At 68.6% G+C, this 19,388-nt stretch carries 18 protein-coding genes and 1 tRNA gene; 7 read left to right on the top strand and 12 right to left on the bottom strand.

Annotation, left to right across the window (positions count from 1 at the left end):
• Window positions 1-435 precede the first annotated feature (435 nt).
• Window positions 436-1,764, top strand: a complete 1,329-nt coding sequence (locus MET9862_RS05060) for an AmpG family muropeptide MFS transporter (protein ID WP_142582008.1) — start codon at window positions 436-438, stop codon at window positions 1,762-1,764.
• A 109-nt stretch (window positions 1,765-1,873) separates the two neighbouring features.
• Here MET9862_RS05060 and MET9862_RS05055 read toward each other — a convergent pair whose 3' ends face one another.
• From MET9862_RS05055 to MET9862_RS05020, 8 genes are all read right to left on the bottom strand, one after another.
• Window positions 1,874-3,142: an MSMEG_0569 family flavin-dependent oxidoreductase gene (locus MET9862_RS05055; protein ID WP_142582007.1), complete on the bottom strand. Its 1,269-nt coding sequence runs from the start codon at window positions 3,140-3,142 to the stop codon at window positions 1,874-1,876.
• A 38-nt stretch (window positions 3,143-3,180) separates the two neighbouring features.
• Entirely contained in the window at window positions 3,181-3,462 is a 282-nt protein-coding gene (locus MET9862_RS05050) for an MSMEG_0570 family nitrogen starvation response protein (RefSeq protein WP_142582006.1), read from the bottom strand.
• A complete protein-coding gene (locus MET9862_RS05045; protein ID WP_142582005.1) occupies window positions 3,455-4,630 on the bottom strand; it encodes an MSMEG_0565 family glycosyltransferase in 1,176 nt (391 codons plus the stop codon). The genes MET9862_RS05050 and MET9862_RS05045 overlap by 8 nt, the downstream gene beginning before the upstream one ends.
• Window positions 4,627-5,622, bottom strand: coding sequence for a sll0787 family AIR synthase-like protein (locus MET9862_RS05040; RefSeq protein ID WP_142582018.1), 996 nt, complete (start codon window positions 5,620-5,622; stop codon window positions 4,627-4,629). The genes MET9862_RS05045 and MET9862_RS05040 overlap by 4 nt, the downstream gene beginning before the upstream one ends.
• A complete protein-coding gene (locus MET9862_RS05035) occupies window positions 5,622-6,167 on the bottom strand; it encodes an MSMEG_0567/Sll0786 family nitrogen starvation N-acetyltransferase (protein WP_142582004.1) in 546 nt (181 codons plus the stop codon). The genes MET9862_RS05040 and MET9862_RS05035 overlap by 1 nt, the downstream gene beginning before the upstream one ends.
• Entirely contained in the window at window positions 6,164-7,267 is a 1,104-nt protein-coding gene (locus MET9862_RS05030) for an MSMEG_0568 family radical SAM protein (RefSeq protein WP_142582017.1), read from the bottom strand. Before MET9862_RS05030 ends, MET9862_RS05035 begins: the two co-directional genes overlap by 4 nt.
• Window positions 7,221-8,297 (bottom strand): Nit6803 family nitrilase, encoded by a 1,077-nt coding sequence (locus MET9862_RS05025; RefSeq protein ID WP_142582003.1) that lies wholly within the window; start codon window positions 8,295-8,297, stop codon window positions 7,221-7,223. The genes MET9862_RS05030 and MET9862_RS05025 overlap by 47 nt, the downstream gene beginning before the upstream one ends.
• Before the next feature lie 82 nt (window positions 8,298-8,379).
• Window positions 8,380-8,862, bottom strand: coding sequence for an MSMEG_0572/Sll0783 family nitrogen starvation response protein (locus MET9862_RS05020; RefSeq protein ID WP_142582002.1), 483 nt, complete (start codon window positions 8,860-8,862; stop codon window positions 8,380-8,382).
• A gap of 360 nt (window positions 8,863-9,222) precedes the next feature.
• Here MET9862_RS05020 and MET9862_RS05015 point away from each other — a divergent pair, with 360 nt between their 5' ends.
• Window positions 9,223-10,662 (top strand): aminotransferase-like domain-containing protein, encoded by a 1,440-nt coding sequence (locus tag MET9862_RS05015; RefSeq protein WP_438616594.1) that lies wholly within the window; start codon window positions 9,223-9,225, stop codon window positions 10,660-10,662.
• Between the two features lie 238 nt (window positions 10,663-10,900).
• Here MET9862_RS05015 and MET9862_RS05010 read toward each other — a convergent pair whose 3' ends face one another.
• The 3 genes from MET9862_RS05010 to MET9862_RS05000 all read right to left on the bottom strand — a co-directional run bounded on the left by MET9862_RS05010 (window position 10,901) and on the right by MET9862_RS05000 (window position 13,182).
• Complete coding sequence (locus MET9862_RS05010) at window positions 10,901-11,272, bottom strand: response regulator transcription factor (protein ID WP_142582001.1); 372 nt, start codon at window positions 11,270-11,272, stop codon at window positions 10,901-10,903.
• Between the two features lie 375 nt (window positions 11,273-11,647).
• Window positions 11,648-12,310: a response regulator transcription factor gene (locus MET9862_RS05005; RefSeq protein ID WP_142582015.1), complete on the bottom strand. Its 663-nt coding sequence runs from the start codon at window positions 12,308-12,310 to the stop codon at window positions 11,648-11,650.
• A gap of 113 nt (window positions 12,311-12,423) precedes the next feature.
• Window positions 12,424-13,182: an SDR family oxidoreductase gene (locus MET9862_RS05000; protein WP_142582000.1), complete on the bottom strand. Its 759-nt coding sequence runs from the start codon at window positions 13,180-13,182 to the stop codon at window positions 12,424-12,426.
• Window positions 13,183-13,652: 470 nt separating this feature from the next.
• Here MET9862_RS05000 and MET9862_RS04995 point away from each other — a divergent pair, with 470 nt between their 5' ends.
• The 4 genes from MET9862_RS04995 (at window position 13,653) to MET9862_RS04980 (ending at window position 18,623) form a co-directional block, all read left to right on the top strand.
• On the top strand, window positions 13,653-14,099 hold the full coding sequence (locus MET9862_RS04995) for a (2Fe-2S)-binding protein (RefSeq protein ID WP_142581999.1): 447 nt from the start codon (window positions 13,653-13,655) through the stop codon (window positions 14,097-14,099).
• 11 nt (window positions 14,100-14,110) lie between these two features.
• Window positions 14,111-16,354, top strand: coding sequence for a xanthine dehydrogenase family protein molybdopterin-binding subunit (locus tag MET9862_RS04990; protein ID WP_142581998.1), 2,244 nt, complete (start codon window positions 14,111-14,113; stop codon window positions 16,352-16,354).
• 53 nt (window positions 16,355-16,407) lie between these two features.
• On the top strand, window positions 16,408-17,238 hold the full coding sequence (locus tag MET9862_RS04985; RefSeq protein WP_142581997.1) for an alpha/beta fold hydrolase: 831 nt from the start codon (window positions 16,408-16,410) through the stop codon (window positions 17,236-17,238).
• A gap of 146 nt (window positions 17,239-17,384) precedes the next feature.
• The gene (locus MET9862_RS04980; protein WP_142581996.1) at window positions 17,385-18,623 is read left to right on the top strand and encodes a sensor histidine kinase; all 1,239 of its coding nucleotides are present in this window, start codon (window positions 17,385-17,387) and stop codon (window positions 18,621-18,623) included.
• A 40-nt stretch (window positions 18,624-18,663) separates the two neighbouring features.
• On the opposite strand, the gene MET9862_RS04975 is transcribed toward MET9862_RS04980, so the two are convergent.
• Window positions 18,664-18,738 (bottom strand) — tRNA-Gly (locus MET9862_RS04975).
• A gap of 99 nt (window positions 18,739-18,837) precedes the next feature.
• Between MET9862_RS04975 and MET9862_RS04970 the strand changes: the two genes are divergently transcribed.
• Window positions 18,838-19,371 (top strand): metallophosphoesterase, encoded by a 534-nt coding sequence (locus MET9862_RS04970; RefSeq protein WP_142581995.1) that lies wholly within the window; start codon window positions 18,838-18,840, stop codon window positions 19,369-19,371.
• Window positions 19,372-19,388: the final 17 nt, after the last annotated feature.

Here is a 19,388-nt window from a genome sequence, read left to right as displayed (position 1 = left end):
ATCTCACGATCCGAACCCAGGGCCGAAACCCCACATCCAGATCCGCAAGGACACACGCCGCCCACGCTTCTCTTTCTCGTCATTCACTTGTCAAAGAGCTGCACCAGAGAAGGTGCCTACATAAATAGACCAAACATGACCTTGGCTAACGCCAGACGCTGCTCGATCTCATCTATGAAAGTCTGTCCCGGCGGACACCGTTGCTTCGGCGCCGCGTCGGGAGCGCCGTACTAGGGCACGGCCTCCCCCCTGTCAATCGCATTTCTCGCTCCTGCTCGCCGTCCCGTTTGCGAGGGGCAGAAGAGGGGAGGGGAGGGGTGCCCCACTTGCGGGGCCCACGGCCGACGCCTTGGGAACGGCCCTATGCGCCGAGCTGTTCATGGCGCGGAGCCGCGCTCGCTCCTCGACGCAGATCGGCCGCAGGATGGATCGAGGATGACGCCAACCTCCTACGCCCGCCCCGAGAGGACGCCGTTCTGGTCGGCCTTGTTCACCGACCGGCGGATCGCTCCGGCCCTCGGGCTCGGCTTCACCTCCGGAATTCCGTTCCTGCTCGTCTACGCCACCCAATCCGCGTGGCTGTCCGACGCGGGCGTCTCGATCGCCGCGATCGGACTGCTCAGCGAGTTGACCCTCGCCTACAAGTTCAAGTTCGTGTGGGCACCGTTCCTGGACCGCTACGATCCGCCTCTGTTGGGGCGAGTCCTCGGCCGACGGCGCGGCTGGATCGTCGTGGCGCAATCGGGCGTCATGGCAATGCTCGTCGGGATCGCGTTCGGCGATCCGGCCCAGTGGCTCGCCTGGACGATCGGTTTCTCGCTGGCTCTCGGCTTCGCGGGCGCAACGCTCGACCTCGTCATTGATGGCTGGCGCATCACGAGCGTGCGGCCTCCCGAGAAGCAGGCGGTTCTCTCCTCCTGGACGGAGATCGGCTGGCGTCTCGGCAATCTCGCGGCCGGGGCCGGAGCGCTGTTGCTCGCTGACAGACTCGGATGGCGCGGCGCCTATCTCGCCATGGGCGCACTGATGTCCGTCGGCATGGTCGCCGCCGTGCTCGCGCCCGAGCCATCATCGGACAAGCGTCCGCACCCGCCCCGGGCCGGCTTCGTGGACACCGTCTGGGCTCCCATCCGCGAACTCCTCGGCCGGCTCGGCCCGATGGCACCCGCCATCCTTCTCCTGATCGCCGGCTTCCGCATGCCGGGCTATGTCGCGAGCGCCATGGCAATCCCGCTGTTCAAGCACCAGGGCTTCTCGAACACCGACATCGCCACCGTCACCAAACTGTTCGGCTTCTGGATCGGGCTCGGCGGCACCTTCCTGGCCGGCGCGCTGATCCCACGGATCGGCATGTTTCCGAGCCTGCTCATCGGCACCGTCGCAGGCTCGGCGTCTCACTTGAGCCTCGCCTACCTCGCCGCCCATGGAGGCGATGGCGGGGCGGCCTTCTGGACCTTCGCGGTGACCGTCGGCATCGATGGGTTCGCCTATGCGTTCGCCTCCGTCGTGCTCATCACCTACATGTCGACGCTCGCCTCGACCGAGCATGCCGCCAGCCAGTTCGGGCTCCTGACGTCCCTCTGTGCGTTTCCGGGCAGCATACTTGCCGGCCTATCGGGCTTCGTCGTCGAGCGGACGGGCTTCACGTGGTTCTTCGTCGGAACCTCCCTGATCGGTCTGCCGGTGGCACTGCTCGCCTTCTTCGTTTGGATCAAGGTCGGCCTCTCCGACGAGACCGCCCCGCCGGCCGACACGCGATCCTGACATGCCGCAGCGTCCCGGTCCCCGCGCTCCGGCGATCCATGGAGCACGTCCTTCCGCCGGCGGCACCGGCGTCCACGGATCATACAGCGCGCTCGAAGGCCCGGTCGGGTCAGACCGCGACCTTGAGATCGGCCCGCTCGGCGCCGAGGCGCTTCTGGATCACCTGGACGAGGTATTCGGCGTCGCGTCCGACCGCCCCGAACCGCCCCGAGCCCCAGGTGTTCAGCCACGGCAACCCGATGAAGTAGACGCCGTCCTCGTTGGTGACGCCACGCTTGTGCTTCGGGTTGCCCGCGCCGTTGAACACCGAGGCGTCGAGCCAGCGGAAGTCGGGCGTGAAGCCGATGCACCAGACGATGCTGGTGATGCCGGAGCCTTCGAGGGTGAGGCTCAGAACCGGCTCGCCCGGCTCCCAGACGGGCGTGTAATGCGCCTGCGCCGGCGCATCGATGCCCATCTCGGCGATGTGCTTGTCGATGGCCGCGTTGATGCCGTTATAGGTCCGGTCGGCCTGGTCGAGCGAGCGCTTGAGGTCGTCGCGGAAGCGCAAGCTGCCGTCCTGGTAGTCCTCCATCAGGCCGTAGAGCCGCATGCCCTCGATGGCGAAGCGGCGCAGGTCGATGTCGCGTCCCCCGTCGCGCCCGGTCACGTAGTGGTTGGTGTTGTCGCGGACGCCGTCGCGGAGCGGATGGTTGTCGACGGTCATCTCGTAGTAGCCCATGTCGGCGAGCCAGGTGACGACGTCGCGGCCGCGGTAGAACCGGGCGCAACGCGGTGCGTCGCCGACCGCGAGGTGCACCTTGCGGCCAGCGAGATGCAGGTCCTCGGCGATCTGCGCACCGGACTGACCGGAGCCGACGACGAGCACCTCGCCCTCGGGCAATTGGGCCGGATTGCGGTACTGGTTCGAGTGGATCTGCGTGATCGAGGCCGGCAGCTTCTCGGCCATGCGTGGGATGATCGGGGTGTGATAGCCGCCGGAGGCGACAACGACCCCGTCCGCGGTGTAGTCGCCCTCCGAGGTCTGGACCGCGAAGATGCCGTCCTCGCGTCGGGCAACGCGCGTGACCGCGACGCCTTCGTGGATCGGCGGCTTCACCTTGGCCACGAAGGCCCTGAGGTAGGCGACGATCTCGTCCTTCGTCATGAACCCGTCCGGGTCCGGTCCGTCGTAGGCGTGGCCCGGCAGATCGCACTGCCAGTTCGGCGTGACGAGGCAGAACGTATCCCAGCGCTGGGTCTCCCAGGTATGCGCGGCGGTCTTCTTCTCGAAGACGAGATGCTCGATGCCGCGCTGCTTGAGGTGGTGGCTGACCGAGAGGCCGGCCTGGCCGCCGCCGACGATAGCGACCGGGACATGACGGGGGGTGGAGGTCATGGCTCTGGCTCCGTGAGGGTCGGGGAAAGGGCGCAGGCTCAAGGGTCGAAGGACTCGACGGTGACGTGGCCACCGCGCACCTGCCGCTTCGCGGCGGCCTCGATCCGGGCGAGTTGATCCATGGCGGACGAGCAGGCGAAGCCGTACTTCTCGCGCACCCGCTCGCTCGCGATGTTCAGGGCCACACGGGACTTCTCGACGAACTCGTCGAGGGGGTAGCTCTCGCCCGGTTTGAGGTAGTCCTTCACGACGAAGGAGGGCGAGTAGCAGGCCTCGCGCCGACCGTCGGGCCAGCGGACGTGGAAGCGCATCTCAGGCATGGATCGGCTCCTGGCGGGCGCGGGCGCAGGCCGCGTAGGTCTCGAGGTGGCGTTCCGCGCAGGCGCGCCAGCTGTTGGCGGCGGACCGGACCAGACCTGCGGACCGGAGTCGCGAGCGGACGTCCGACGCGAGGGCTTGCGCCATTGCGGCGGCGATGGCGTCGGGATCGGCCGGGTCGACGAAGAGGGCATCGGTCGCCCCCAGATACTCGGTGAAGGGCGCGCGCCGGGACACAATGGCGGGTGTGCCGCAGGCCATCGCCTCCAGCACGCAGAGGCCGAAGCCCTCCGTCCAGGACGCGAAGGCCAGCACATCGGCGACCCGGTAGAGGGCTGGCATGTCGGCTTGCGGGACGGGGCCCGTCTCGATGACGGCCGAGCCTCGGCCAACCTCCAGGCCCGCGGACGCCAGGGCCGCGCGGCAATGGGCACGATAGGCGGCATGGTCGAGGAGCGAGGCGCCGCCGGCGATGACGAGTTGCGCCCTCGGGTGACGCCCTCGCAGACGGGCGAAGGCCGCGATGATGCCGAGGGTGTTCTTGCGCTGCTCGAAGCCGCCGACGCTGAGGATCACCGGCCCCGGGCCGAGGCCCCAGCGCTGGCGCAAGGCCGTGTCAGCCCCGGTCGGCTCGGTGCGATAGACCGAAAGGTCCACCCCGTTCCCCACGATGTCGGCCTCGGCACCGAGGTCGTCCCTGATCCAGTCGGCCCAGGTCCGGCTGACGCAGAGCAGGCGCGTGGCCTCACGGATCGAGCGGTCCTGCCACTCCGCGAGCACGGGATCGGAGAAGCTGTCGACGTGATGGACCGTGCGCACGAAGCCCGGGATCAGGCGCCGGTGCTTCAGGGTCGCGAGCGCATTGCCGCCGATGCCGTCATGAGCGTGGAAGAGGTCGAAGTCGCAGGCGGCCGGCGTCGAGAAGTGGCGCAGGTAGTCGTTGATGCGGGCCCGAACGAGGTCGACCGTCGTGCCGTTGACCGGCTGAGCGGCGACCGGCACCGTGGGGCAGGCGGCGTCCCGGAAGAAGCCGCGACCGGCGGGGTCGGGCGCATGGACCGCCGCCTCGTGGCCGTGGGCGCAGAGCGCCTCGGCCAGCGCGAGACAATGGGCGACGCCGCCGCGTGGGTTCGTCGAGTGGGTCAGGATGGCGATGCGCAGGGGCGTCATGGTGCGGCCCCAGGGCTGTCCCGGCCGCAGCCGATGAGCGGGCTCGCCGCGAAATCCCAGACCACGGCCTCGTCGCCCACGGGGTCACGGACCCGGGCAACCCGGCTCGTATCGAGGCGCCCGATCCGCGCGCTCGCGATCCCGCGCTCCGCGAAGCGCGCGAGCACGGCCGGCGTGTGGTCGGGACGCAGGCTCAGCAGGTAGCCGAAGCTCGGGAAGGCGGTCAGCCAGCGCGCGAGGGGGACGTGGTCCGGCCTCGGGATGGCGTCGAGGTCGATCACGCCACCGACCTTCGAGCATTCGAGCAGCATCAGGGCCGTGCCGACGACGCCGGCCATGCTGATGTCCTTGGCAGCCCGACACAGGCCGTCCTCGGCGAGCCCGGGTAGGACAGCCAGGTCGCCACGCAGGCGTTCGCCCGGCGCGCCGGTCGAGGCGTCCCAGTAGGGATGCGGTTCACGGAAGCGTCCCCGCAGGTCGATCGCGGCGACGAGGTCGTCGCCCGGCGCCGCGTCGAAGCTCGTCAGGAGGCGCGGGCCGGCTCGGCCGAGCACGGCGACCGCCAGATTGCCGGCCTCCGCCCGCGTATTGGTATGTCCGCCGACCACGGGCACGCCGTAGAGCGCGGCCGCGTCGGACAATCCGACCAGGATCGGGTCAGCGGCCGCGGCGTCCCGGCTCCAGAGGGCGTCGACGACCGCGAGCGGACGCCCGCCCATGGCGGCCACGTCGCTCAGGTTGACCATGATCCCGCAATAGCCCGCAAAGTAAGGGTCAGCGGCGACGAAGCTGTCGAGGAAGCCCTCGATGGCGAAGAGCAGGTGGCCGTCGCCGTCGGGGATGGCGGCGCAATCGTCGCCGACCGGCACGGCGGCGTGCCGACTGCCGAGCCCGAGCCGCGCGACCACGGCGTCGATGTCGCGCTTATGCGCGACGCCGCGCGCGTCCCGGATCTGCCGGGCCAGGGCCATGAGGTCGAACGGCGCCCCCATCATGCGGCCCTGCGGAAGGTGACGAGTCCGTGCTCCGGATCGTCCATCGGCGGGTAGGCCGCGAGGTCCGCCTGCATCAGGTGATGCGGGTGCCCGTGGAGTACGAGCGTGTCGAGGCTTGCCCAATGCAGGGCCTGAAACAGCGGCACGTTCCGCTCCTGCACATGGGCGAGGAAACGGGTGCAGCCGCGGGCATGGGCCGACGAGACGGCGACCTGGATCAGGCCGGCGCCGAGCGCGGCCGTGCCGCGAAAGGCTCTGGCGACGGCAAGCCGCGAGCCCCACCATTCGCCGCGACGCTCGGCCACCTCGTGGATGCGCACGGTCCCGACGACGGCGTCGGCGTCGCCGGCAAGCGTCGAGAGGGCGCAGATCGGGATGGCCTGCGCATCGATGGCATCGCGGTCGTCCTCCACGAAGAGACCCTGCTCCGTGCAGAAGACCTGGCGGCGAAGCGCCGCGCAGGCGCGCCGCTCCCAAGGCGCGACCGCGAACTTCACCCGGAAGTGGCTCGGACGGAACGGCTGGACGGGTTCGAGGATCATGCCGTCACCGCCGCGCGCTCGTAGGTGGAGAGCGCCGAGCAGGCCCCGCAGCGCCCGCATCCGGCCTTGATATCGGTCGAGCGCAGATTCGCGCCGGCCAGCATGTCCGCCAGAGGCTTCAGGATGGCGTGCATAAAGTCGGGGCCGGGGGCCGGGTGGCTCTCCAGCGGGGTGCCGGAAATCGGCACGAACGGCACCACGAAGGGGTAGACGCCCATCCCGATCAGGCGCTCGGCCATCGTCAGGATGTCCTCCGGCGTGTCGCCGAGCCCGGCGAGGATATAGGTCGAGACTTGGCCCCGCCCGAAGACCGGCACGGCGGCCGCGAAAGCCTCGTCGTACCGTTCCAGCGGCACGCCCGCCTTGCCCGGCATGATCCGGGCGCGGACCTCCGGAGTCACGGCTTCCAGGTGCATCCCGAGGGCGTCGATGCCCGAGGCCTTCATTCGCTCGAACCAGCGGTCGTCGTCCGGTGGTTCGCACTGGGCCTGGATCGGCAGGTCGACCGCCGCCTTCACCGCGAAGGCACTCTCGCAGAGCACGGCCGCGCCCCGGTCGGTCGCGTTCGGGGTGCCCGTCGTCATCACCATGTGCTTGACGCCGTCGAGCAGGACGGCGGCGCGGGCGACCTCGGCGAGTTGCTCGGGCGTCTTGTGCGCGACGGTGCGGCCGGCGGCGAGCGACTGTCCGATCGAGCAGAACTGGCAGGTCTTGGTGCGGCTCTGGTAGCGGATGCAGGTCTGCAGCACGGTGGTGGCGAGCACGTCGCGTCCGTGCAGCACCGCGATCTTCGAGTAAGGCACGCCGTCGAAGGTCGACAGGGCGTAGAAGCGGGGCTTACCGGGGAAGGTCGCCCGTCCGATGACCACGCCCTCGTGCTCGATCACCGAGACCCCGTCGGCGTCCGGGCGGCGCACGAGGAAGGGCGAGTCGAAGGCGGCCTCGGTGTGGACCGGCACCATCACGGTACGGCCCGCGATGGTCATCGCCTTGTGGTCGGATGGGCCGGCGCCGCCACGGCGGCTCGGCGCCCCGGCGCGGCTATCGGCGAGCCTAACGCCGTAGGACTGCAACGCGTTGATCAGGCGCTCCGTCGGCATCCCGACCAGCCCCGCCACGACCGGCGGAAACGCGGGAAGGCTCGTCGGAAGCGGGCTGCTGCTCATGGTCGAGGCTCCGGGAAACGGTCTGGGAACGGATCGGCTGGTGCACGAACGGGGCCGGACGGTCGTCGTGGACGAGGCTGAGGAGCTCGGGCCGGGCGTAGTGGCCGACCGAGTCCATCATCCGCTTGCGCTTGGTCACCAGCGCGAGGTCCATGTCGGCGATCAGGATGCCCTCACCGGGCCCCAGCGGATCCGCGAGATGCTTGCCCTCGGGCGAGACGATCGCGGTGCAGTTGCCGCCCCGGCAGGCGCCGCGCAGGCGCTCGTCCGGACAGACCTGAGCCACCTGCTCGTCGCTGAGCCAGCCGGTGGCGTTGACCACGAAGCAGGCCGCCTCCAGGGCGTGGTGGCGGATCGTCACCTCCATCTGGTCGGCGAAGATCTGGCCGACGAGCGAGCCCGGGAACTGCGCGGCGTGGATCTCCTCGTGGCGCGCCATGAGCGCGTAGCGGGCGAGCGGGTTGTAGTGCTCCCAGCAAGCGAGCGCGCCGACACGGCCCACCGCGGTCTCGACCACGTCGAGACCGGCACCGTCGCCCTGACCCCAGATCATGCGCTCGTGGTAGGTCGGCGTGATCTTGCGGCGCTTGAGCTTCAGACTGCCATCGGCGTCGAAGATCAGCTGCGTGTTGTAGAGCGAGCCGTGGTCACGCTCGTTCACACCGAGCACCACCACGGCACCGTGCCGCCGCGCCGCAGCGGCGACCGCCTGGGTCACCGGGCCCGGGACGGTCGGCGCCCGCTCATAGAGCTTGAGGTGCTCGGCCCCCTGCAGCGCGGGCGGCAGGACGAAGGAGAAGTAGGGGTAGTAGGGAACGAAGGTCTCCGGAAAGACCAGGAAGCGCGCGCCCTTGGCGGCAGCCTCGTCGATGGCGTTCAGCACGCGCTCCAGGGTGCCGTCCGGCCGGTCGAGGTCCGGCGCGATCTGGACGGCGGCGGCCCGCACGATCCGGTTCTCTGACATAGCTGATCCTCCGGTTGAGGCGGCGGCCGCGTCGCACGGCCGCCGGATGCGACATCCCCGGTCGACGGACCCGAAGGCCCGCTCAGACGGTCCAGGTGTCGATGATCACCGCGTTGTCGCGCTTGTGCAGGAGGATGCAGTCGAGGACGTCGAGGGGGTTGATCATGCGGATGCCCTCGATGAAGGCCGCTTCGCCATGCCCGTACAGGGCCTGTGTCGAGAACCGGCAGGCATAGACCTTGCCGCCCTCGGCCATGAACTTCTCGAGCTGGTTGTTGAAGTTGAGGTGGCCGGGGAAGGCTTCGTCGCCGAGCCGCGGGAAGCCGCGCTGGACGCCGAGCGTGATGCCGGGGCCGTAGAGCAGGATCGAGGTGTCGAAGCCCTTGCGCTGCAGCCGGGTGGCCTGGAGCAGGTTCACCAGGCCGATCGAGCCCTCGAAGGCGACGGTGTGGAAGGTGACGAGCGCCTTCTGTCCCGGCTCTGCCTTCACGTCCTCGAAGACCTTCTCCTCGTAGTCGACCAGGACATCGCCCTTCTTATGAGGCTCGCGGTTCACGGCAGGCATTGCTCTCTCCTTGAAGGATGGAACCGCGGCAGGCAGGGCTGCCAGCGGCGACAGCACCTTCATGGCAAGCGGTGTGCCATGCCCACGCCGATCAATGAGTCAGTCAATGCTCCGAAGTCGTATGCATACAATTATGCAATCAATGACCCAAGCCTCGGCTTTCACTTGCCAATCGAATCACGCTCGTTTTGGAAGCAAAATCTGCGCATCGCGTAGTCAACATCTGCGCATTCGACGCCCGGCAATTGTTGGCATTGTATGGATGGCCTGAGTTCCCCCTCGAGACCTCGGCGCGGTACGGCACTTGCTAGCCATACAATCGAACATTGATCGCATATTCATGGCGCAGGCACGGAGCGGATGGCGGCGACAGGCATAGGAGGGTCGATGAACCCCCGGGACGGCATGACCGTGATCTGGACGCCGGACCTGAAGCGCTGGGGCAAGCCGCACTACCTGGCGATCACCGAGTCCCTGGCGGATGACATCAGAACGGGGCGCTTGAATCCGGGCACGCGCCTGCCGACCCAGCGCGCCCTCGCCGAGGTGCTCGGCCTGAACTTCACGACGGTGTCCCGCGGCTATGTCGAGGCTCATAAGCGCGGCCTGATCGAGGGACGTGTCGGCCAGGGAACCTTCGTCGTCGATCCGGCCCTCTCTGCCCGTTCGGCGAGTGCCGCCGGCGCGCCACGGATCGGGCCGGTCGATTTCACCATGAACCTTCCGCCGGAGCCCGATGCCCCCGGCCTGCGGGGACGGATGCAGGCCTCGCTCGCCGAACTCTCCGGAGACCTCATCAACCTCCTGCGCTACCAGGGCTTCGGCGGGACCGACGACGACAAGGAGGCTGCGCTGCGATGGCTCAAGGGCCGCGGAGTCGAGACGACGCGGGAGCGCCTGCTGATCTGCCCTGGCGCCCACAGCGCCCTGTCCAGCGTGCTCGGTCAGGTCGCCGCGCCGGGTGACACCATCTGCGCCGAGCGGATCACCTACCCGGGCATCCGCGCGCTCGCGGCACATCTGAGGTTGAGTCTCGTCGACCTTCCTATGGACCGGCACGGAGTCGACCCCGACGCCTTCGCGGCGGCCTGCACCCGGGTCGCACCGAAGGCCATCTACCTGAACCCGCTGTTGCAGAATCCGACCACTGCGACCCTGTCCCGCGCGCGGCGGGAGGCGATCATCGCGGTGGCACGGCGCTATGCCGTCAGCATCATCGAGGACGATGCCTACGCGCGCATCTGCCCGGCACCGCCGCCGAGCTTCGCCGAACTCGCACCCGAGATCACCTATTATGTGGCCGGGCTGGCCAAATGCCTGGGCGCCGGGCTTCGCCTCGCCTTCCTAGTGCCCCCGAGCGCCCGGTCCGCCCTGCCGCTGGCGGGCGCGCTACGGGCCGCGACCGTCATGGCATCGCCGATCTCCACGGCCCTGGCGACGCGCTGGATCATGGACGGCACGGCGGATGCGATCGTGCAATTCGTCCGCGAGGAATCGGCGGCGCGCCAGCGCATCGCGGCCGCGCTGCTTCCTGCCGAGACCTACACCGCCGATCCCCATGGCTTCCACGTCTGGATCACCCTACCGGAGGGCTGGACGCGTTCGGCCTTCGCGAGCCAGGGGAGGGCGGCGGGGCTCGGCGTCGTCGGTAGCGATCCCTTCTGCGTGGCCGGCACACCCCCGGAAGCGGTGCGCCTCTGCCTCGGCGGCCCCTCGACCCGGCAGCAGATCACGCATGGCCTGGAAGCGCTCGCCCACGCACTCGAAGGCTCTCCGGCCCTCGCCTCGACCTACATTTGAGATTCCGAGTACGCGCGGCCCACCTTCGGCGGCCTATTGCGTGAGTCCACGCGGCATCGTTCGAGGCCTGTGGAAGCGAGGGGGCGCTCAAACCACCGCAAGCCCAGATTCGGACGAGGTGGATCGCCGCTTTTCAGCGAGCAGACGCAGATCCGCCGATACGCACCATCGATAGACTTCCGGCCCACGCCAACGAAACGGCCGCTTGTCTTCGCGACGACGCTTCGGCAGCCGGGTCTCAGGATCCGAGCGTGGCTTCGAGACAACGGATCAGATCGTCGGCCGCGAGCGGCTTACGAAGCAGATCTCGGGCACCGCCGGCACAGGCGCGCCGCCGGAGCGCGTCGTCGGTCAGCGCGGTCATCAGGATGATCGGGAGCGTGGGTCGCAGTTGCCGGACGCGGTCCTGCAGTTCGAGACCGCTGATCCCCGGCATGTTCACGTCGGTCAGGAGGCAGGAGACATCGCCACCCGCATCCGAGGCCAGGAATGCTTCGCCCGAACGGAACGCGAGCGCGTTGTAGCCCAACGCCTCGAGGAAGCTGGACGTCGCGTCCAGAACCGCCTCGTCGTCGTCCACGACCGCAACCGCCTTCTTCCCGATCGACACGGCTTTCCCCTTCGGCGCCTCTCGAAGCGACATCGTTCCAACTTCAGTGAACCCGCCGTCGATCCAACGATATTATACGTTGGTCTGATGCGCCGACTGACACGCATTTCAGCGAGTCGAGAGTCGCCAGACAGGGGCGTTGGGCAGTCTTCAGTTCGGTTTTTAGGGGGAAAAACTCAATTCTTCCGCGTCCAGTCGCGCAGAATTGATTTCCTGAGGCGGCTGTAAGCCTACGGAGCTATGCGGCTGGCAGCACGCCGACCATGGCGCTGGAGCGCTTCAGCGTGGGCAGGATCGCAGGAGCGGCCGAGCGAGAGCTTTAGCCACCGACGTGGTTCCCGGTTCAGCGAATGAGGGCGCCTCGGAGCAACGGCGCTACGCGCTCGCAGGCGCCTTCAGCAATTCCGTCTTGCGTACGAGATCAGCCACGGATCCAGCCCCCATCTTCCGCATGACGTTGCCGCGGTGGATCTTGACCGTGATCTCGCTGATGCCCAGCGCATGGGCGATCTGCTTGTTGAGCAATCCCCTGACGACGTGCTGCATGACCTCGGCCTCGCGCGCCGTCAGAGTTGCCGCCAGGGCTTCGAGTTCGGCGACGCCGGCGCTCGACGCGCGCCGGGCTCGATCCCGCTCGATCGCCACGGCGATCGCGTCGAGCATGTCCTGATCACGGAAAGGCTTGGTCAGAAAGTCCAGGGCGCCGGCCTTCATGGCCTGGACGCTCATCGGGATGTCGCCGTGTCCTGTCATGAAGATGATCGGCATGCGGTTGCCCCGCGCGGCGAGCTTCGCCTGGAGGTCGAGGCCGCTCGAACCCGGCAGCCGCACGTCGAGGATCAGGCAGCCGGGCCGGTCCGGCAGGGCTGCTGCGAGGAGATCGCCGGTCGATCCGTAAGCGAGGGAGTCCAGGCCGACGGAGCGCAGGAGGTCCTGCAAGCCGTCCCGGACACCCTCGTCGTCCTCGACGATGACCACCAGCGGGGTGACCGTGTCGGTCATCGGCTTGGCCGTGGCACCCCGGATGTTGCCTGCCATCGTCATCGACGAGCCCCTGCGAGTCCCTGCCAGGCTGTCCTGCCGAGGCTGTGCTTACAGGTTGCATTCGCGTCTGATCAAGCGGTTGAGTTGTGGATGGCGGAACGCCTGCCTCAGACCGCGATCGGATTGGCGATCAGCGAGGCGTTGAAGGCGTTGATCATCGCGTGCTCGTGCGCGCCGGGATTGGCCCGCACCGGACGCGCCGCCTCGACCACGACTTCCTCGGCCTCGGTGGCAAGTCCCGCCATGGTCTCGGCGATGAAGGTGTCGAGCGGCATGGCGCGGGGATCGCCGCTCTTCCCGACCAAGCCGGTATCGACCCAGGGCGGCGCGATCTCCTGCACCGTGACGCAGGTCTCGCGCAGCATGAAGCGCTGCGACAGCGTGTAGGCGTGGAGCGCGGCCTTGCTGGCCGAGTACACCGCCGTGCTGGCGAGCGGCATGAAGGCCAGGACCGACGTGTTGTTGATGATCGTCGCCCGCGGCTGCGCCTTCAGGTGCTCGATCAGGGCCGAGGTCATCCGGATCGGGCCGAGCAGGTTCGTCGTCAGGACCGCCTGAACGACCGCGTCATCCATCGGACCGGACGCGTCGTCGAAGGGCATGATGCCGGCATTGTTGAACAGCACGTTGAGCGTCGGGAACTCGGCGATGATTCCGGCCGCAACCGCCTCGATCGCCCCGGGATCGGCGATGTCGAGCTCGACCGATCGCATGCCGGGATTGGCCTCGGTCACCGCGTCGAGGAGCGCGCGGCGGCGGCCCGCGATGATCACCTGGTTGCCGAGCCGGTAAAAGGCTTCGGCGAAGCCGCGGCCGATTCCGGAGGTGCCGCCGGTGATGAGCATCGTGTTGCCGGTGAGTTTCATTCTCTGTCTCCCTGCCAAGTCGATCCTACTGCCGTGTGCAGACTACGATCTGCAGCTCGACATCAGGTATAGACTGGGATTTAGAGAGATCCGGCTCTATCGCTGACTGGTTTGACCAGGATCACACTTTCCGCAATCGCCATCATACGAAGGTTTCATAGGCGCGATGCGAGCCCGCTGCATTGTCGTCGTCCGGTGCGATCCTGGGAAAGGGTGCTCGGTCGGGCACCTCTTCGTGTGAGCACCCCTAACCTTCGTATGATTTCGCGCGGACAGCGACGGCAGTACCCCTCGTTGCACAGGACCGAGAGCGCTCTCCGCCGAAGTGGATACCGGTTCGGCGAAAGGGAGCGCGCCAAAACAAGGACTCAGAGCCGCTCCCGATTGCAGTGCGATCGGGCACGGCTCCAGCCGCAGCCGTTGCGCCCCACCTGCGGGACGCGGCCGCCCTGTTTCCATGAGGTCGACCGATGATCACTCTGACGATCAACGCACAGCCCTTCACGGTCGAGGCAGAGCCCGACACGCCGCTGCTCTTCGTCCTGCGCGACAGCCTCGGGATGACCGGCACCAAGTATGGCTGCGGCATCGGGCAGTGCGGGGCCTGCACGATTCTCCTCGACGGTCAGGCCGCCCGCTCCTGCCAAGTGCCGGTGGAGAGCGTTGGTGATCAGACGATCACCACGATCGAGGCGATCGAGCAGGATCCGGTCGGCGCCCGCGTGGTCGCCGCCTGGGTGGGGATCGAGGTGCCGCAATGCGGCTACTGCCAATCGGGCCAGGTCATGGCCGCGACGGGCCTCCTCAAGCAGACGCCCAAGCCCACCGAGGACGACATCGCGGGCGCGATGACCAATCTCTGCCGGTGCGGCACCTACAACGCCATCGCCGCCGCTGTGCGGCAGGCTGCGGCCTGAGGGAGGATCCGGTGAACGCGCTCTCCCCCCTGTCCCGCTCCGATCGCGAGCCCGTCCGCAACCTCTCGCGCCGCACCTTTCTCGGCGCGGCCTCCGGTGCGCTCCTTCTCGGCGTCGGCATGCGGCTCTCGCCCGCCGTTGCCCAGACCCGCGCCGAGGGACCGGCCGCCGTCGCGCCCAAGCCCGGGACGCGCGTGGCCGCCTTTCTCGAGATCCGCCCCGACAACTCCGTCCGCCTGCTGAGCCCTTTCGTGGAGGGTGGACAGGGCATCAACACGGGTCTCGCTCAGACCATCGGCGAGGAACTCGACCTCGACCCCGGGCGCTTCGCCGTGGAGTGCGCCCCGCCCGGCCCGGACTACGCGGTCGTCAACGGGCTACGCATGACGGGCGGCTCGTTCTCCACCCGCTCGAGCTTCGAGGCGATGCGGCGACTCGGCGCCACGGCCCGCGAGATGCTGCTGCGGGCGGCCGCCGCCAAGCTCTCCGTGCCCCAGGCCTCGCTGACCACCGAGGACGGGCGCGTGATCCACGCCGCCTCTGGCCGCGCGCTGGGCTACGGCGAACTCGCGGCGGCCGCGCTCGCCCTGCAGCCGCGGGACGACGTGCCGCTGAAGGATCCAGCGCGCTTCCGCTGGATCGGCAAGCCGGTCCAGCGCCTCGACATGCGCGACAAGTCCACCGGCCGGGCCGTCTACAGCATCGATATCCGCCTCGACGGTATGCTGCAGGCCGCCGTGCAGCACGCCCCCCATCTCGGCACGGAGCCCGAAGCGATCACCAACGAGGCCGAAATCCGGGCCATGCCGGGCGTCCACGGGGTCCACCGGTTGCCGGGCGCGGTGGCTGTCGTGGCCGACACGTGGTGGCGGGCCCGCAAGGGCGCAGAGGCGCTGGCCGTCACGTGGAGCAAGCCCGCGCCGGAGGGCGTCGACACGGTCTCGGCCGGCTTCTCGTCGGCCGCGATGCTGGCCGCGCTCAAGGGCTCGACCGCGCCCGGCATACCGGCCGAGCAGGAGGGCGACACGGCCGCCGCCTTCGCCAAGGCCCCCCGGATCGTCGAGGCGGAGTACGACGCGCCCTATCTCGCCCACGCGCAGCTCGAACCCCCCTCTGCGGTCGCGCACTTTGCCGCCGACGGCAGTCTCGACCTCTGGCTCCCCAACCAGATGCCGGAGCTGTTCCAGCAGGTCGCCGCCAAGGTCGCGGGCGTTCAGCCCGACAGCGTACGCATCCACTCGCCGATGCTCGGCGGCTTCTTCGGACGACACTTCTTTTACGGACCGGCCAACCCCTTCCCGCAGGCGATCCTGCTCGCCAAGGCCACCGGCCGCCCGGTGCGTGTGCTGTGGTCGCGCGAGGAGGAGTTCGGCATGGACGCCGTCCGCCCCTTGAGCTTCGCCCGGTTCAAGGCCGCGCTCGGGGCAGACGGACTGCCGATGGCGCTGCAGACCACGGCGGTCGGCGAAGGTCCGATCGGGCGCTGGTTCGGAGCGCTGTTCAAGTCCCCGGTGGATTCGTCGGTGGTCGAGGGCCTCGACAAGAAGCCCTACGCGATCCCGAACCGCCGGCTGGACTACGTGAAGGTGCCTCATCCCGTCACCATCGCGTTCTGGCGCTCGGTCGGACACTCGATGAACGACTACTTCTATGAGAGCTTCCTCGACGAGGTCGCGCAGGCCGGGGGCAGAGATCCGTACGATCTGCGCATGGCACTCCTGAAGGACAGCGCGCGCCATCGGACACTCCTCAAGACGGTGGCCGATCTTGCGGGCGGCTGGAGACGCGGGCCGTTCACGGCGGAGGACGGCACGAAGCGGGCGCGGGGCGTGTCGATGGCCTCGCCCTTCGGTTCCGAGACGGCGACGATCGCCGAGGTCTCGCTCAAGGATGGCGAGGCGCGGGTGCACGATCTCTGGATCGCGATCGATCCGGGCAGCGTGGTGAACCCGGCTATCGTGAAGCGGCAGGTGGAGAGCGCGGCGGCTCTCGGCCTCTCCTCCACGCTCCTGGAACAGGTCGTCTATGAGGGCGGACAGCGCCAGGCGAAGAACTTCGACGCCTACCCGATCCTGGACCGGGAGCGGATGCCGCGTGTGCATGTGGCGATCGTGGAGAGCGGAGCGCCGATGGGCGGCATCGGCGAGCCGGGCCTGCCGGGCGTTCCGCCAGCGGTCGTCAACGCGGTGGCTGCGCTCACCGGCCAGAGGCTGCGCAGCCTCCCCCTCAGCAAGGCCCGCCTGTCGGGCGCCTGACAGGCGCTCCGACGAGACCTGCAACGCGTTCCTGAGCACTGGTGGAGACGGCCATGGGTTTCGTATCGATCGCGGACGGCACGCAGATCTTCTACAAGGATTGGGGTCCGAAGGACGCGCAGGCGATCGTCTTCCATCATGGCTGGCCGCTCAGCGCGGACGACTGGGACAACCAGATGCTGTTCTTCCTCGGCCGGGGCTTCCGGGTCATCGCGCATGACCGGCGGGGCCACGGCCGCTCGACCCAGACCGACATCGGCAACGAGATGGATACCTACGCGGCCGACGTCGTTGCGCTCGCCGCCGCCCTCGACCTCAGGGGCGCGACCCATGTCGGGCATTCGACCGGTGGGGGCGAGGTCGCGCGCTACGTCGCCCGTGCCGAGCCCGGCCGCGTCGCGAAGGCCGTGCTGATCGGGGCGGTGCCGCCGGTGATGGTGAAGTCCGAGCGCAATCCCGGCGGCCTGCCCATCGAGGTCTTCGACGGGTTCCGCGCCGCGCTCGCGGCCAACCGCGCGCAGTTCTACCGCGATGTACCCGCCGGTCCCTTCTACGGCTACAACCGCGCCGGCGCGCAAGCCTCGGAGGGCGTGATCGGCAACTGGTGGCGCCAGGGCATGATCGGCGGCGCAAAGGCGCAGTACGACTGTATCAAGGCCTTCTCGGAGACCGATTTCACCGAGGATCTGAAAGCGATCACCGTGCCGGTCCTCGTGATGCACGGCACCGACGACCAGATCGTGCCGATCGCCGATTCCGCGCTGCTCTCGCACCCGCTCCTGAAGCAGGGCACGCTGAAGACCTACGAAGGCCTGCCGCACGGCATGTGCACGACGCATCCCGAGATCATCAACGCCGACCTCCTGGCCTTCATCAGGGCATGAGGCGCCCGGATGCGGCGCCCGGCATCCCGGCCTGTCCCGCTCCGGATTCCGGCGGGCGGGACCGGACCGGGATTTGCCTGGGCTCGTCCGATCCTGATACCGCCGGATCGGCGTCGCACCGGCATCCGTTCGAGAGAAGCTGAGGCATGAGCAGCGGTCCTGCAGCGGCGGGCGGGTCGATCGTCCCGACCGAAACCGACTGGAACGACGCCTGGTACCTCGTCTGCATGAAGGTCTCGACGATCGGGTTCGTCGTGGTCGATGCGCGCGAGCGGGTCGCCGCGCTCGACGCTCTTCGGAACACAGGTGTCGCGGACCTGTCGCGCCATCTCGACGCCAATCCCGCCGTCGCGGACCGCCTGCGCCGCGGCATGATCATCCTCGACGTGAACGAGGCGGCCGTGCGGATGTTCGGTGCCGCCGGCCGCGCCGACATGATCGGACAGCGGACCCAGCGCTTCTTCGACCCATCCTGCACCGCGCAGATCAATTCCGCGCGCGCCTTCGCGGGGGGGGCGACGTCGTTCCAGCAGCAGGCCCGCAGCGTCCGGATCGATGGATCGCGCTTCGACACCCTGTTCTGCGTCGTGCCCAAGGCAGACGGGACGACCTCTGGCTTCTGGCTCGCCTCCTTCGTCGACATCACCGAGCACGTGCAGCGACAGACCTCCCTCGACGCGCTGCGCGACGAGCTGGCCCATGTCTCCCGGATCTCGACGCTGGGCGAGCTCTCCGCCTCGATCGCGCACGAGATCGGCCAGCCCCTGTCCTCGATCGGGATGACCGCCAGCGCCATGCTGCGCCGTCTCGACGGGGAGGACATCGACCGCGACACGCTCCGGCGCCAGTGCCAGCGCATCGTCGATCAGGTCGCGCGCGCTGGCGACATCATCGACCGCACCCGCCGCATGGCAGCCAAGCGCGGCGGCACGCACAGCCCGGTCGCGATCGCCGATGTGCTCGCCGAATCCGTTCAGTTCGTGCAGCACGAACTGAGCCGAAACGCGATCGGTCTGCAGGTCGTCGGGTCGGGCGCGGATCTGATCATCCGGGCCGACAGGATCCAGTTGCAGCAGGTCTTCGTGAACCTCCTGATGAACGCGATCCAGATCCATCGCCAGGCCGGCACGCCGGAACCGATGATCCGGGTCGAGATCGTCCGGGAGGACGGCGCGATCCGGATCGATGTCGCCGACAATGGGCCCGGTATCGATCCCGACCATGTCGGCCAGCTGTTCGACGGCTTCTTCACCACGCGCGCAGACGGACTGGGTCTCGGCCTCAGCATCTGCCGCACGATCCTCGCCGCCCATGGCGGCTCGATCGCGGTGCCCAGTCGCAGCGGGCAGCCGGGGGCCACCTTCTCCGTCCAGCTTCCGCTCTGAACTGGCAGCGCGGACGGTCCGTGAGGGGCGTGGAGATTTTTGGAGCGGGCGATCGGGATCGAACCGACGACATTCAGCTTGGGAAGCTGACGTTCTACCACTGAACTACGCCCGCGCGGTGCTTGTGTTACCGGCTCGCCGGTCGGGAGTCCATCCAAAAAGGGCGGCTGCCGCGACACGGGCGCAGCGCTCGGCGAGGCGTACCGGATCGGGCATGGCGGTCTTCTTCACGAGCGACACCCATTTCGGGGATCCGCGCATCCTGCGGCTCGACCGGCGTCCCTTCGCGAGCCTCGCCGATCACGATGCCGCCCTGATCGCCGCCTGGAATGCCCGCGTCGGCCCGGAGGACGAGGTCTGGCATCTCGGCGATTTCGCGCTGGGCCCGCCCGAGGCCGAGATGCGGGCGATCCTCGCCGGGCTGAACGGCGTCAAACGCCTCATCATCGGCAACAACGACGGGGCGGCGACCTTGGCCGCGCCGGGCTGGGCCTGGACCGGCCACTATGCCGAGACGGTGGTGTCGGGCCGGGCGCTCGTCCTCTGCCACTACGCGTTCCGGACCTGGAACGGCATCGGGCGCGGCGTGCTCAACCTGCACGGCCACTCGCACGGGCAGCTCAAGCCGATTCCGAGACAATACGATGTCGGCGTCGATGCGCAGGCATTCCAGCCCGTCAGCCTCGAAGAGATTCTCGTCTCCCGCAAGCGCGGTCGAAAGACCATATCCACGGAACCATCGGCTTAGCTCTGCCGTTTGAAGGA

The organism is Methylobacterium symbioticum (assembly GCF_902141845.1).
GTDB lineage: Bacteria > Pseudomonadota > Alphaproteobacteria > Rhizobiales > Beijerinckiaceae > Methylobacterium > Methylobacterium symbioticum.
This window is presented reverse-complemented; position numbering and strand designations above follow the sequence as displayed.

Bases quoted from the DNA above. Each gene is read 5' to 3' on its own strand.
- MET9862_RS05030 (WP_142582017.1), bottom strand. From the start codon at position 7,267: ATGCCGACGGAGCGCCTGATCAACGCGTTGCAGTCCTACGGCGTTAGG.
- MET9862_RS05025 (WP_142582003.1), bottom strand. From the start codon at position 8,297: ATGTCAGAGAACCGGATCGTGCGGGCCGCCGCCGTCCAGATCGCGCCG.
- MET9862_RS05020 (WP_142582002.1), bottom strand. From the start codon at position 8,862: ATGCCTGCCGTGAACCGCGAGCCTCATAAGAAGGGCGATGTCCTGGTC.
- MET9862_RS05005 (WP_142582015.1), bottom strand. From the start codon at position 12,310: ATGGCAGGCAACATCCGGGGTGCCACGGCCAAGCCGATGACCGACACG.
- MET9862_RS05045 (WP_142582005.1), bottom strand. From the start codon at position 4,630: ATGACGCCCCTGCGCATCGCCATCCTGACCCACTCGACGAACCCACGC.
- MET9862_RS04985 (WP_142581997.1), top strand. From the start codon at position 16,408: ATGGGTTTCGTATCGATCGCGGACGGCACGCAGATCTTCTACAAGGAT.
- MET9862_RS05035 (WP_142582004.1), bottom strand. From the start codon at position 6,167: ATGATCCTCGAACCCGTCCAGCCGTTCCGTCCGAGCCACTTCCGGGTG.
- MET9862_RS04970 (WP_142581995.1), top strand. From the start codon at position 18,838: ATGGCGGTCTTCTTCACGAGCGACACCCATTTCGGGGATCCGCGCATC.
- MET9862_RS05055 (WP_142582007.1), bottom strand. From the start codon at position 3,142: ATGACCTCCACCCCCCGTCATGTCCCGGTCGCTATCGTCGGCGGCGGC.
- MET9862_RS05050 (WP_142582006.1), bottom strand. From the start codon at position 3,462: ATGCCTGAGATGCGCTTCCACGTCCGCTGGCCCGACGGTCGGCGCGAG.
- MET9862_RS04995 (WP_142581999.1), top strand. From the start codon at position 13,653: ATGATCACTCTGACGATCAACGCACAGCCCTTCACGGTCGAGGCAGAG.
- MET9862_RS05000 (WP_142582000.1), bottom strand. From the start codon at position 13,182: ATGAAACTCACCGGCAACACGATGCTCATCACCGGCGGCACCTCCGGA.
- MET9862_RS04980 (WP_142581996.1), top strand. From the start codon at position 17,385: ATGAGCAGCGGTCCTGCAGCGGCGGGCGGGTCGATCGTCCCGACCGAA.
- MET9862_RS05060 (WP_142582008.1), top strand. From the start codon at position 436: ATGACGCCAACCTCCTACGCCCGCCCCGAGAGGACGCCGTTCTGGTCG.
- MET9862_RS05015 (WP_438616594.1), top strand. From the start codon at position 9,223: ATGGCGGCGACAGGCATAGGAGGGTCGATGAACCCCCGGGACGGCATG.
- MET9862_RS05040 (WP_142582018.1), bottom strand. From the start codon at position 5,622: ATGGGGGCGCCGTTCGACCTCATGGCCCTGGCCCGGCAGATCCGGGAC.